The organism is Echinicola soli, assembly GCF_006575665.1.
GTDB lineage: Bacteria > Bacteroidota > Bacteroidia > Cytophagales > Cyclobacteriaceae > Echinicola > Echinicola soli.
Genome location: NZ_CP041253.1, coordinates 2968460 through 2981418 on the forward strand (window position 1 = coordinate 2968460; position 12959 = coordinate 2981418).

The 12959-nt window shown below is 45.9% G+C and carries 10 protein-coding genes; 3 read left to right on the forward strand and 7 right to left on the reverse strand.

The genetic code is table 11. The features are described from left to right. Positions 1-165: 165 nt before the first annotated feature. Complete coding sequence (locus FKX85_RS11850) at positions 166-1254, reverse strand: helix-turn-helix domain-containing protein (RefSeq protein ID WP_141614933.1); 1089 nt, start codon at positions 1252-1254, stop codon at positions 166-168. A 365-nt stretch (positions 1255-1619) separates the two neighbouring features. On the opposite strand from FKX85_RS11850, the gene FKX85_RS11855 reads away from it, so the two are divergent. The 3 genes from FKX85_RS11855 to FKX85_RS21775 all read left to right on the forward strand — a co-directional run bounded on the left by FKX85_RS11855 (position 1620) and on the right by FKX85_RS21775 (position 2815). Continuing rightward, entirely contained in the window at positions 1620-1838 is a 219-nt protein-coding gene (locus FKX85_RS11855) for a DUF4287 domain-containing protein (protein WP_141614934.1), read from the forward strand. A 204-nt stretch (positions 1839-2042) separates the two neighbouring features. Continuing rightward, a complete protein-coding gene (locus tag FKX85_RS11860) occupies positions 2043-2624 on the forward strand; it encodes a YdeI/OmpD-associated family protein (protein ID WP_141614935.1) in 582 nt (193 codons plus the stop codon). Positions 2625-2689: 65 nt separating this feature from the next. Continuing rightward, positions 2690-2815: a hypothetical protein gene (locus tag FKX85_RS21775; protein ID WP_262711610.1), complete on the forward strand. Its 126-nt coding sequence runs from the start codon at positions 2690-2692 to the stop codon at positions 2813-2815. A gap of 402 nt (positions 2816-3217) precedes the next feature. Here FKX85_RS21775 and FKX85_RS11865 read toward each other — a convergent pair whose 3' ends face one another. The 6 genes from FKX85_RS11865 to FKX85_RS11890 form a co-directional block, all read right to left on the reverse strand. After that, a complete protein-coding gene (locus tag FKX85_RS11865; protein WP_210416848.1) occupies positions 3218-4807 on the reverse strand; it encodes a glucoamylase family protein in 1590 nt (529 codons plus the stop codon). Positions 4808-4819: 12 nt separating this feature from the next. Next, positions 4820-5626, reverse strand: a complete 807-nt coding sequence (locus tag FKX85_RS11870; RefSeq protein ID WP_141614936.1) for a carboxylesterase family protein — start codon at positions 5624-5626, stop codon at positions 4820-4822. A gap of 100 nt (positions 5627-5726) precedes the next feature. Next, complete coding sequence (locus FKX85_RS11875) at positions 5727-7226, reverse strand: sulfatase family protein (protein WP_141614937.1); 1500 nt, start codon at positions 7224-7226, stop codon at positions 5727-5729. A 140-nt stretch (positions 7227-7366) separates the two neighbouring features. Then, positions 7367-9667, reverse strand: a complete 2301-nt coding sequence (gene bglX, locus FKX85_RS11880) for a beta-glucosidase BglX (RefSeq protein ID WP_141614938.1) — start codon at positions 9665-9667, stop codon at positions 7367-7369. A gap of 78 nt (positions 9668-9745) precedes the next feature. Further along, on the reverse strand, positions 9746-11704 hold the full coding sequence (locus tag FKX85_RS11885) for a glucoamylase family protein (protein WP_229239602.1): 1959 nt from the start codon (positions 11702-11704) through the stop codon (positions 9746-9748). A gap of 153 nt (positions 11705-11857) precedes the next feature. Then, complete coding sequence (locus FKX85_RS11890) at positions 11858-12949, reverse strand: LamG domain-containing protein (protein WP_141614939.1); 1092 nt, start codon at positions 12947-12949, stop codon at positions 11858-11860. Positions 12950-12959 lie beyond the last annotated feature (10 nt).

The following is a 12959-nucleotide window of genomic DNA, read 5'->3' on the forward strand; positions in this document are numbered from 1 at the left end:
CAGAACAGAAAGAGTAGCTATTTTGGTGCTGACTTATCATGGGATTGCCTGGACGATAATTTCGCAGATATGGTGTTAACGGCAATAATTAGGAGTTTACCTTATTTCCTTCGATGGCCGAGGAATAGGGCTTGGGCGAGTGCCTGAAAAATGCTCAGGTAAAGTTTATGCGTTGATTTTCAGGGACTTTTTGTAGTCGCTGGGACTGCATCCCGTGGCTTCTTTGAAGTATTTGTAAAAAGTGGACTTTGATTTAAAACCACTTTCATAGCCGACTACGGTAAGGTTGTCTTCATTGGGCTGTTGGAGGAGGTTTTTGGATTCTTCGATCCGTGCAGAATTGACGAATTGGTAGAAGTTTTGGCCTAAGTGGATATTGAGTGCCTGGGTGATTTTGAGCTTGGAAGTACCCAGTTCATTGGCCAGTTGATCCAGATTGAAATCAGGATTGAGGAATGACTTTTTACGTTGAAATACCAAGTTGATTTGATTCAGTATGTTGGCCAGTTCTTCCTCGGAAATCCTGGAGTTTCTGTACTTTTCCTGGGGCTGTATGGAGATTTTCGGAATCGCATATTCACTTGGTTTGGCAGGAAGCAACATCCTTGTGCGAATATGGATGATGCTATAGAAAAGTCCCAACATTAGGAAATAATAGACATAGCGGGTGGTGACAGGAAACTGAATGTCCCATATCAGCATCGTCCAGCCAAATAGCACCAAAAATGATAGTAAGAGGTTACAGGAGGCAATGAGCCTGGCAATGGTGGCCTTTTGCTTGTAAATGGAACCTGTAGCGGGAGTGTGATGGAGCAGATAAAGTGAATAGATGCTATATGCAGAAAAGGAAAGAAATACAGCGATGATCACACCTTGATGATAAAGCTCCATGATCAGTTTAGGAGTGTTTTGGGCCATTAGAAGGATGATCATTATAATATTAAGCCCAAAGCCAACAAAAAAAGGGGAAGAATGGGCGATGATTTGAGCAGAAGGAATCGATCTGTTTCGGATAGATTGTACATAAAAATATAGCAACGGGCCGTACAATAAGGAAAAGCAGCCATGCAACTTGTCAAAAACCTCCATATTATCGACTAGCCAATAGATAAGGGCTTTGTACGTAACATGTACTGCTATAAGCCCAAAGAGAAGGCTAAGGTAGAGGTCTTCTCCCTTGTAACGTTTGTTCAGGTAAATCAGTAACCCGCTGGTTAAGGCCTGTAATATGACTACAGTCAACATGATCCCCATAATATTTTGCAGTTAAAATGATAAAAAGGTGCGCTCCATTCTCCCTATGAATTTTATTCCTTGCCATAGGCAATACAGCCGGAATTCCTTGCTAACGCTCAAAAGTACCTTTTTAAGGTTAATTGGATGTTAATGGCATGTTATGTTTGGTGACAGCCGGGCCTATGGCAAATAACTCAGATAATGAATGGGATGGTGATGTTGACGGGATTGACCAGTTGAATAGTCGTTTTTATACCTGGTGAATTGTCATGAATTTGCGGAAATTTAAACTTATGAAATTTGTGCGGCCAACAACAACATGAAAGAGTTGGCCGTTATAAAATCACTGAAAATTCAAGCAATTATAAAAAACAGTCAAATCCATGTCATTTCAAGCGTATCTCGATAATGTCCAGGCCAAAACGGGCAAATCTCCGGAGGATTTTAAAGGCCTGGCCGAAGAGAAAAAATTCATCGAAGGCGACACCATCAAAACAGGTGTAAAAGCCACCCAAATCACCGATTGGCTAAAAAGTGAATTTGGGCTGGGGCATGGTCACGCCATGGCCATCTATGCTTTTTTGAAGGGGAAGAAGGAGTAGTGTTTGAAGAAAAGCCTTCGCTCTTATGAAAGGGTTTTGCAGCCTATTATGTTCCCGGTTTTTTTAATGGGATAGAACATCCCGTTTACAGAATCAATTCTTTTTTTTAAAGACAGGGCGATAGTGGATTTAGTTAAGATGGATGATGCTGACATAGGGTTGTCATTCTTGGGCAGTAAATTAGCGGAAAATGGAACGTGAATTATGAAGGAAGCATCTATCGCAACATTTTGCCCCAGTGGCCGCAAGGATTGGCGTCAATGGCTAGAGGACAATCACCAAATACAGGACGCTGTTTGGCTTGTTCAATACAAGAAGGTGAGTAAAAAGGCTTCTCTTTCATGGGAAGAGGCGGTGGAGGAAGCCCTGTGTTTTGGCTGGATAGACGGAAAAAGAAAATCCATCAGTAATGAAAGTTACCGGCAGTTTTTTTGCAAAAGGAAAGCTACCAGCACTTGGTCCCGAATCAACAAGGAAAAAGTCAAGCAGTTAATGGATCAGGGACGTATGCGGAAGGCCGGGGTAGAGGCTATCGAAACGGCCAAGCGAAATGGAGCATGGAGCATGTTAGATGAAGTAGAAGCATTGGTCATTCCCGAAGATCTTCAAGTTGCCTTTTCACACTATCCAGGATCGAAAGTGACTTTTTCAGAATGGAGTAAATCCACCAAAAAAATGGCATTGCATTGGATTGTCATGGCCAAACGACCAGAGACCCGTCAGAGACGCATTGACAAGGTCGTGGCCATGGCGAATAGGAAAGAGCGGCCAAAGGTCTTTAAATAATAATTGGTATAGATTATCCATACTGGTAAAATGCTTCAGATCCTTTTAACCATCGTTTACAGCGGATGGCTAAAATCTTTTACCTGAATGTCAAAGAACATAATTTTCGGGTTTTGTACTTCCCTTTTGCTCCCCTATGTACCATTCCTTTCAAGCGATTTGGAGAAGCGGCAGAGTCCTTTCTTGCTTAGCCTTCAGTCTCTTATGTCCACGGAACTGAACTGACTGTGGATACGGGTTTTTTGGTGATCAGGCAATTGGGCTGAGCAATAAGTGATGGTTAAAAAATAGACAAGCCAAAAAAAGCCCCTAGAGCAAAACAGCGCTCTGGGGGCATAGGTTTAATAGGCGGTTTTAATGCAATATGGAATTAAGGGATTGCAAATCCCCAATACTTTTGGTTAGGCAGCGTAAATGCCGAATAGCGAAAATTTACTTTGTCATAACCTGAAAAAACTTGTCACACGTAATTCAGAGATATGACGAGGGCCGTGCCCTGGCATTTCGAAAAGTAAACTCAAAGCTAATCGTACCGGGGCACAGCCCTCGGTACAACTGCCTCAAATCTCATGTCTGAAATCTTATTCCTCACCTTAGGGATTGCTCGTAAAGTCCAGTTTTTTAAGCCCTTCCTGGATTTCTGGAGCGCCCATAAAGAGTTCCCATCCGAGTCCAGAACGGTGGTTTTCGATCATTGCCACGATAGGGCCTTGATCGATGGCCAGGTATCTTTTTGGATAATAACCAGCTTCAGGGCTTAATGCATCATAGAAACCATAGCGACCAAATACTTTTTCCCCATAGTTGAAATAGAGGTTTTTTAGCACCTTGAGGGATTCCTGTGGTGTATACGGCATGGATGAAAGCGCGGCAGTGGGAGTGATCACGCCCAGGTCGTGTCCTGGTCGGTGGCCAGCATAGCCATTGACCGAATAGCTGGCCGTCAAGCCCCAGAGGTCTTCGCCATAGCCTTTGAAGCCATCCTTGTTTTCGATGCACCAGGCACGGTTGATCAGTGTATGGTTTTTGTTTTCCTGCCAGTAGTTGGCATAGCGGTCTTCCAGGCCTTTTGGATTGAGGCCATGGTAAGAATAGTGTGCCCAGAAGAGCGGTCCGCCCATTTTTTCGGCGCCATTGTGTTTTAGTTTCAGTTTATGCCCGTAGGCCTCTACATCCGTATTGATATCGCCACTTCGAGCCCAGCCTTTATGGTAAACACTTGCCGGAACGGTGTGTGTGGGAGAGGCGGCAGCGAGAATATAGGTGATCAGGCATTCGTTGTAGCCTTCGAGAGGGAAGTTCATGTCCCAGCCGTAGTTGGGAGACCAGTGCCAATAAAGCGCGTCCTGGCCACCTTGGGTGTACCAATCCCATTCCATCTCCCTCCATAATTGGTCGATTTTTTGGGCAATGGCTTTTTCCTTTTCCGAGCCGTTTTTATAATATTCCCTTACCGCTAGCAGTCCTTGCATCAAAAAGGCAGACTCCACCAAATCTCCGCCATCGTCCTTCTTGCTGAATGCTTTGACTTTGCCTGTTTCGCCATGTAGCCAGTGGGGCCATACGCCATGAAAGCGATCCGCCTGCTCTAGGAAATCGACCATTTTTTCAAATCGGGCAGCTCCTTCTTCACGCGTGATCCACCCACGGTCGATGCCTGCCAGTAAACCATATATACCAAAGCCCGTTCCCCCGGTAGTGACTACATTTTGGTCGTTTTGAGGGTAGTCGCCATCCAAGTGTATCCTTTCCCTGGCCATGCCTGAATGAGGCTCTGCCCCCTCCCAAAAATACCTGAAGGTATAATACTGTACCATATTGATCAGCTGTTCATCGGTCAAGTCTTTGGTCAGGACTTTAGTGCTGCCAATTTCATTGTTCTCACCAGTTGGGTCAATAGTAGTTATACGGTAGTTTAGTTCTAGGTTATTGCCCAGGTCATTGACAAAATCCATGTACATGGTGTCTTTTACCGTGGCCCTTTTGCTAAAATCATTATTTGCAGAGCTTACCCAGACTTCATATTCATTTACCCCTTCTTGAGAAGGCCAGGTAAGTTCCACATGGCGAGGGTATCCAGTTGCTTTGACAGGACTTTTAGTAGTCGTTTTCTCCTGCGTACATCCCCAAAAGGCCAAGATGGCCAATAGGAGAGGTATAGGGTTTTTGAAGAGAATATTCATGATGATTTGCAGTTATTTGTGTTTTGAAAATAGCCAGGGCAATAAATCCGGCTCGGCAAAAGTCGGATCCCAGGCATTGTGATTGGCTTCAGGGTAAAAGCTGTACTTTACGTCAGCCCCTTCTTCTTTGAGTATCTTGTAAACACGCTGAGAGAGGACTGGGGGGACGATATCATCCTTGCCCCCATGCGTGATCCACAAGGAAGTGTGGTGTGCATATTTTTTGGCAAGCGAAAGATTGCCGCCGCCACAAATGGCGATGGCAGCAGCATACTTCTTTGGCCATCGTCCCAGCGTCTCGAACGTGCCAAATCCACCCATGGACAGTCCCATGACGTAAAGGCGTTTTTTATCTATCCGTTCTTTTTTGATCAGCTTTTTGGTCAGTTCGTTGACCAGATCAAGCTGTTCAGAGGGGTTCTCCACAGATTGGCTAAAATCGGGGTTACCTTTGCCAAAAAGTTCCTTGCGGATGCTGATGTCAATCCAGTATTTGTCCTCTGGACACTGCGGAAAAACTATAATTGCCGGAAATTGCGCTCTGTTTTCAGGAGACAGGAAGAGATCAGCACCATGGGAGAGCTGCTTTTCATTGTCACTTCCCCGTTCACCGGCACCATGGAGAAAAAGCACCATGGGGTACTTTTTGCCGTTTCCGTAGTTTTCAGGATAAAGAATACGGTAAAGGAGAGAGTCCCCTTTATGGTTGACAAATACCCGCTTTTCAAATGGGGATTTATCCTGCGCCATCAGCTTGTGCGTACCAATGAAAAGCATTGGCAGGAGAAGCAGGATGAGATAGTTTTTGTGATTTTTCATTTTCGGTTTTCACCCCCTAGCCCAATACATGCTTGCGGTGAGTTTAAAGGTTTTTAGAGAAATTTTACAATTTTCCAATTCTTACAATTTCAAAATTCCATTAATACGTCTGTTGGAATCGGTGGTCGAGCTTGGGATGACGGATGGGCTTTAATGGGATTTGGGTCCCGTCAGTGTTTTCCAGCCAGTCCCAGACTTCGTTTCTAAGTTGCTTACTCAAATCCCTGTATTCGGGATCTCTGATCAGGTTGTTCATCTCGTAAGGGTCTTTTTGGATGTCGTAGAGTTCGTTTATATCCCAGACACCTTGGTTAAAGATGTACTTGTACTGATCTGTCCTCACGGCAAATACCGTAGGTGTGGAAGGGTAGGCCATTTCCCAATAATATTCATAAAACACTTTCTCGCGCCAGTCCACCTCCTTTTGCTCCAGAAGTGGAACGAAGGATTTTCCTTGCATCTGCTCGGGAGCGCCGCTCATTCCGGCCACTTCCAGTAAAGTGGGAGCGATGTCAATGTTCATGACCATTTTGTCAATGGTGATTCCCGGCTTTACCATCTCGGGGTATTTCACCAACAAGGGCACTTTCATGGATTCCTCATAAGCATGTCGTTTATCGATCAGGCCATGCTCTCCAAAGGAAAAACCATTGTCACCCATATAAACCACAATGGTGTTTTTCTCCAGTCCTTCTTCTTCGAGCCAGTCCATCACCCGGCCGATACTTTCGTCCAAGGCCATGAGGGTTTCCAGGTAGCTTTTATAGAAAACATTAAAGGGGAGTTGGCCATGGTACATGTAATCTACTCCATGCCAGCTGTAACGTTGTTTCCTTACCCAGTCCGGAATGTCTTTGTAGTTTACCTTGGTTTCTGGTGCGCGAATGATATCTCCGTAAAATTCACTGCTGTCCGTAGCCGTCAGGTACATGGAAGGAGGTGTTATAATAGGCAAAGTATCGTACATACCTTCGTGCCTTTTGGCAGGTTGGAATTCGGAGTGAACGGCCTTGTGGGATAGATAAAGCATAAAAGGCTCTTCATCCCCAAGGCTGTTTAGCCAATTCAGTGCCTCATTGGTCAGCAGATCAGACGTATAGCTGCCTTCTGGTTGTGGCACACGTTCGCCGTTGATGTTGAAAACGGGATTATAATAGGTGCCCTGACCGCGAAAGCTTACCCATTGGTCAAAACCTGGCTGTGGCATATCATCGGTGTTTCCCATGTGCCACTTACCAAAAAAGCCTGTTTTATAGCCCATCTCCTGTAAATACTGCGGGAAAAAGGTCAAATCATCCGGTAACGGAGCCTGATTGTCCACGATCGTGTGGGTATGGGCGTACTGTCCGGTAAGGATAGATGCCCGGCTTGGAGAACAAAGGGAAGTACTCACAAACGCGTTGTTCATGTGGGCTCCTTCAGCGGCTATTCGGTCCATGTTGGGGGTTTTTAGCCCAGGCACTGCCCCGGTAAACCCCATGAAATCATATCGGTGATCATCCGAAAGGATAAAGACAATATTGGGTTTTTCTGACTGGCCAAATGCCTGAATGCAGGACAGCAAGACAGAAGCCAATAAAAATAAACTTCGTTTAAGCATAATTAATGAGGTTATAGGTCTTCTTGAGCTAAAATGAGGAATGATTCAGCTTATCACTAATCGATTGTACAGTCCTTCAATTCTGTCATTTAACGATCCATTAATCTTCCAATCTTACAATTTTAAGTTCACTAAACTTTTCAATCTTCCCAATTGACCTTTTGTGTACTTACTTCACTGGAATTGGTGCCAATCATAATTTCAAATTCCCCGGGCTCGAATACAAAGTCCAAGCTGTGGTTATAGAATTTGAGATCTTCTTGGCTCAGTTCGAATGAGACTTCTTTGGTCTCTCCCGCTTTAAGAAATATCTTCTGGAAACCTTTGAGCTCCTTAACAGGTCGGGTCATGCTGCCCACCAGGTCCCTTACATACAGCTGCACCACTTCTTTGCCGTCGTATTTTCCGGTATTGCTCAGGGAAATGCTGGCTGTGAGGGTTTGGTCGCCATTTAGCTGATCTGTGCTTAGTTTTAAGTTTCCATATTCAAATTCCGTATAGCTCAGTCCATAGCCAAATGGAAATAGTGGCTCATTGGATACATCCAGGTAGTTGGAGCGGAATTTTTGGAACCATTGGCCTTCTGGTAGTGGACGTCCGGTGTTTTTGTGGTTATAATAAATAGGGATTTGTCCCGTATTTTGAGGAAAGGTCATGGTCAGTTTGCCCGAAGGGTTTACTTTCCCGAACAACACATCGGCGATGGCATCTCCCGCTTCACTGCCACCAAACCACACATTAAGGATGGAAGGGATGTTATCCGCCTCCCAGTTGATGGCCAACGGACGACCGGTAAACAGCACCATCACGATGGGTTTCCCTGTTTTGGCCAATGCCTTCAACAGGCGACGTTGGTTGGCTGGCAATTCGATGGTGCTTCGGCTGGATGATTCGCCGCTCATTTCTGCGGATTCACCCATGGCCGCAACGATGACATCAGCTCCTTTTGCCGCTTCTACTGCTTCCTTGATCAATTCCTCCTCAGACCTGTTGTCCCGGTATGTAGGTTTGCCAAAAACGCTCACCCTGGACTCCAATAGGGAATCGGCCACGACGTTGGCACCACGGGCCTCGATGATTTTTACTTTGTTTCCGACCGCATTTTGGATGCCCTGCTTGAGGGAAATGGATTCTTTGAACCTACCGGCCACACTCCATGTTCCGGTCATATTTTCGGCATTGTCTGCCATTGGCCCGATAAGGGCTATTGTTCCCGTTTTTTCCAAGGGCAATACCCGTCCCTCGTTTTTCATCAGAACAAAAGATTGGGCAGCTATTTCCCGGGAAATCTGCCTGTTTTCAGTATTGAATATTTCTGTTTCGGACCTTTCGATGTCACAATAGCGATAAGGATCTTCAAATAGCCCGAGTTTAAACTTGGCCACCAAAATTCTCCGGCAAGCTTCGTTAATTTGTGCTTCGGTAATAGAGCCTTCTTCAAGGGAAGATTTTAAGGTGGTCAGGAAGCCTTCACCCACCATGTCCATGTCCACACCTGCCTTTAGTGCTTTGGCGGAAACCGTCTTGAGGTCTCCGATTCCATGTGCGGTCATTTCATTGATGGCGGTATAATCGGTCACCACGAAGCCATCAAATCCCCATTCATCACGTAGCAAATCAGTCATCAGCCATTTGTTGGCACTGGCCGGGATGCCTTCCACTTCATTGAAAGCCGTCATCACCGTGCCCACACCTGCATCTACAGCGGCTTTGTAGGGAGGGAAGTACTCATTGTACATACGCTGACGACTCATGTCTACGGTATTATAATCCCTGCCTGCTTCCGGTGCTCCGTAGAGTGCAAAGTGTTTGACACAGGCCATGAGCGTGTTATTCAAACTCAGGTCATTACCTTGGTAGCCTTTTACCATGGCTTTGGCTATCTGTGCACCAAGGTAAGGGTCTTCGCCACTTCCTTCAGATACACGGCCCCAGCGAGGCTCGCGCGAAATGTCTGTCATTGGGGAAAAGGTCCAGTTGATCCCATCGGCACTGGCTTCTTTGGCGGCGAGCTGAGCGGATTTTTTGATCAGGTCCATGTCCCATGTGCATGATAGGCCAAGGGGAATGGGGAAAATGGTTTCGTAGCCATGGATCACGTCCATGCCAAATAGAAGCGGGATGCCCAAGCGGCTTTCTTCCACGGCTACCTGCTGCACGTCCCGGATCTTTTGGACGGTTTTGATGTTGAAAAGACCGCCCACTTTTCCAGCTTTTATCTTCTCGGCAATATTGGAACTTGAGGCTTGGCCAGTAGTGAAATCACCAGCGGCAGGTAAGTTCAGCTGACCGATTTTTTCTTCCAAAGTCATCAGTGCCAGAACAGAATCTGCCTTTTGGATATAAGGATCTTGGGCATTTGGTTCAGGGGTTTTGCCCGAGGGTTTAAAGGCCATTATGAAGCATCCAATGGCCAGTATGATGAGGATATATTTTTTCATAGTGGTGTTTTTTTGTATTCTTCTCAATTCACTAATTGTTGGTCGTTTTGTTTAATTGCTATTCATATAACAGTTTGGTCAATAACTGAACCCCAGCCGATCCAAACCGCCCTTTACCTGTTGGTCTTCCATAAATAAATCCCAAAGCAATCCCGTTCGGTGATTTTCGATCATTAGGATGATTGGGCCTTGGTCGATGGCCAGGTAAGTATCTGCGTACCAGTTTTCAGTAATGTTAAAAGCATCATAAAACCCATATTGTCCCCATGTTTTATCCCCCAGTTTATAGTAGAAAAACCGAAGGGCATTCATGGATGCATCAGGGGTGTAGGGGAAAGAGGATAGGGCAGCCGTAGGTGTGATGACGCCCAGGTCATTGGTGGGAGAATGGGCACTGTAGCCGTTGTGGCTGTCGCTGGCAGTGAGTCCCCATACTTCGTCTGAATAGCCTATGAAGCCTTTTGGATTTTGAAGGCAATAAGCTTGGTTAATCAGGCTATGCGCTTGGTTTTGTTCCCAATAGTTGGCGAATTGATCGGAAAGGTTTCTCGGATCCAATCCCAAGAAAGAATAGTGCGCAAAGAACAAAGGCCCACCATATTCATTGCCCAAAGGAAGTTGTTGTTGGAAATAGCTGTTGCCATTTTGGATCTCGCCATTCCTTGCCCATCCAGCTTCGTAGACATCTTTATCGATGGGGTAAGTGGGAGAAGCAGCGGCCAGGACATAAACAATGAGGCTTTCATTGTATCCTCGGATGGGAAGGTTCATTTCCCAGTTATAATTTGGGGACCAATGCCAATAAAGGACATGGCTCCCATCTCTGGTGTACCAGTCCCATTCGACGGATTCCCAAAGTTGGGTGATTTTATTGATCAGCTCATTTTCGGTCGGGTTTTGATGGTTCAGAAAGGACCTCACGGTCAATAGTCCCTGGATCATAAAGGCTGTTTCTACCAAGTCCCCACCGTTGTCTTTAGTGCTGAAAGGAATGGTCTTGCCGGTCTCGCCATTTAGCCAGTGTGGCCAGGCACCATGAAAGCGGTCGGCAGCTGCCAGAAAGTCTACGATCTTGGCCCATCTGGCAAGGGCCTCTTGTCGGGTAATAAAGCCCCTCTCCACTCCAACAATCAAGGCCATCACGCCAAATCCCGAACCGCCAGTGGTCACCGTATTGCCGGAAGTGTTCCGCTCCCTGGCCAGGCCGCTGGTAGGGTGTGCAAAGTCCCAAAAATATCGAAATGTCTGCTCTTGGACCTTAGTGAGCAAGGCTTCGTCGGATAGCATAGGAAATTTGGGCGTTTCATCAATTTCGGTATAAAATTCATTCCTCGTTCCACCAAAACGTTCCCCATTGATCCCTTGTAATTTGTCCGAAATCCTAAAGGCATAGGATGTCAGATGGGAGAGGGGAGCGGTAGTACTGACCGTGACGGTTTGGTCATTGTCGCTCCATTCATATTGCAAGGGGGGTGCGGCAGGGCCAGTCAAGGTAACCGCTTCTTGCAAAGTAGTTCTGTTCACGGGATGGTTAAAGGACAAAACCACCTGGAAATTTACTGGCACTTGTTGGATCTTGCCAGTTCTGGTGGTGTCGCTTGACGAAAGGATGGCTTTGCTTAGCTCCAAGTTTCCCCTTAAGGTTTCGAACCTAAAGTCTGCGCCTGAAAAGGTAGTGCCATTGGTAGCAGTAAGGGCATTGCTGATTTCAAGATGGTAGGCAGTACTTGTTTCAAGTGTTCCGACCATGGTGATGGTAAGTGTTTTATTGCCGGAAAGTAGATTGGTTGAAAAATTCACTGGTGTATTGTCTTGGCTAAGCGAAATGGCCGAAGCAATGGATGCCTCGCTGACAGGGTGGGAAAAAGATAGGCTTATGGATCGGTCAATAGCGACATTTTCAGTAATGTCATCAGGGTCAAGGGAGGTGTCTCCAATATAGGCACCGGTAAGTTCCATTGACATCACCGTCTCGTCATCCTTTTTACAGGAAACCATGCATAGAAAAAATAAGAGAATAAGGAATGATCTCATCATTTTGGGCATTATTGGGAAATGGGAAATAATTTTGATGGCTTTGGTATGACTATTTACGTTGTCAAAAGCCATTTATAGTGGGGTTAGTTTGTGTGAAAATCAACGGAGAATGAAGGAGAGTTTCACTGTGGAAACCCTCCTGTATATAAAATATTACGGCTGTTCGTTGTCCAAAATCGTCTGTACTTCAGTCTGCGACAGGGCTTTATTGAAGATACGCAGTTCATCAATATAGCTGTTGTCAGACAAGTGTCCCCATCCTGAGAAGCGCGGTGCTCCGGAACCTATGGACATGATGTCACATCCTTCCCAAGAAATACCAGGGAAGGTGCCTTGGCTTACAGGTTCACCGTTAATGTAGACAGCACATTCCGTAGCAGCAATGGAGATCGCTATATGTACCCATTCTCCGTTACCGGGATTAATGTCGGCAGCAGTACCTCCATCAAACCAGTTTTCACCGTTTCCATTGCCCACATTCAGCTTGATACGCTGGTTGGTTCCTGCTGCTTCCCTGAAGAGCCTGAAGCCGGCAGTGCGGTTGTTTTGTGAATCTGGGTTTGCCTCGTCTGGTGGTCCCATGACCAAGATACCTGCACGGTCGGGATCCGCGTCCACCTTGTACCATAGAGATGCACTGAATTCATCATTGGTCAAATCTGTCGTAGGAAAGGTCAAATAGGAGTCAGTCGCACCCGCATAAGCATTGGCACCTGAGGCACTCTCACCTGCAAAGCCAGGATCTCCCACTGCAGTGGCTTCACTTACACTGACCAATTCCAAATATTGGTCATCAAATGGCATATAGAAAATCTCGCCTTCATACAGCGGTACATAATTTTCAGGTTTTACAAACTCCACCGTGCTGCTGGTGGTTTTTCCTGAAATGTCATTGGCTGTAACGGTCAGGGTGTGGGTGCCATTGGTGATGTTGTCATAGGGGAGCTTTACAGCGGTTTTTCTGTAATCCTTAAAATCCGAATAGCTTCCGATGCCTTCGCCGTCCAGGGTCACGATGATGTCCTGGATTTCAATATCATCCACTACGTTAAAATCGATATTGATGGACATCACCTCATCGGGTACCCATGTCAAAGGTTCCTCTTTGGGAAAATTGATAGTTACTTCAGGAGGTGTCTTATCCACTCCCGCAGGAGCAGGTTGGATATCATCTATATAACCGTCTTTACAGGCAATGCACGTTGCCAGCAGACCTACTATAAATAGTTTAGAAGTTAATTTCATATCTTTTGGG

Excerpts from the sequence above, each read along its gene's own strand:
- bglX (WP_141614938.1), bottom strand. The coding sequence starts at position 9,667 with ATGAAAAAATATATCCTCATCATACTGGCCATTGGATGCTTCATAATG.
- FKX85_RS11855 (WP_141614934.1), top strand. The coding sequence starts at position 1,620 with ATGTCATTTCAAGCGTATCTCGATAATGTCCAGGCCAAAACGGGCAAA.
- FKX85_RS11875 (WP_141614937.1), bottom strand. The coding sequence starts at position 7,226 with ATGCTTAAACGAAGTTTATTTTTATTGGCTTCTGTCTTGCTGTCCTGC.
- FKX85_RS21775 (WP_262711610.1), top strand. The coding sequence starts at position 2,690 with ATGGCTAAAATCTTTTACCTGAATGTCAAAGAACATAATTTTCGGGTT.
- FKX85_RS11865 (WP_210416848.1), bottom strand. The coding sequence starts at position 4,807 with ATGAATATTCTCTTCAAAAACCCTATACCTCTCCTATTGGCCATCTTG.
- FKX85_RS11850 (WP_141614933.1), bottom strand. The coding sequence starts at position 1,254 with ATGGGGATCATGTTGACTGTAGTCATATTACAGGCCTTAACCAGCGGG.
- FKX85_RS11870 (WP_141614936.1), bottom strand. The coding sequence starts at position 5,626 with ATGAAAAATCACAAAAACTATCTCATCCTGCTTCTCCTGCCAATGCTT.
- FKX85_RS11860 (WP_141614935.1), top strand. The coding sequence starts at position 2,043 with ATGAAGGAAGCATCTATCGCAACATTTTGCCCCAGTGGCCGCAAGGAT.
- FKX85_RS11885 (WP_229239602.1), bottom strand. The coding sequence starts at position 11,704 with ATGATGAGATCATTCCTTATTCTCTTATTTTTTCTATGCATGGTTTCC.
- FKX85_RS11890 (WP_141614939.1), bottom strand. The coding sequence starts at position 12,949 with ATGAAATTAACTTCTAAACTATTTATAGTAGGTCTGCTGGCAACGTGC.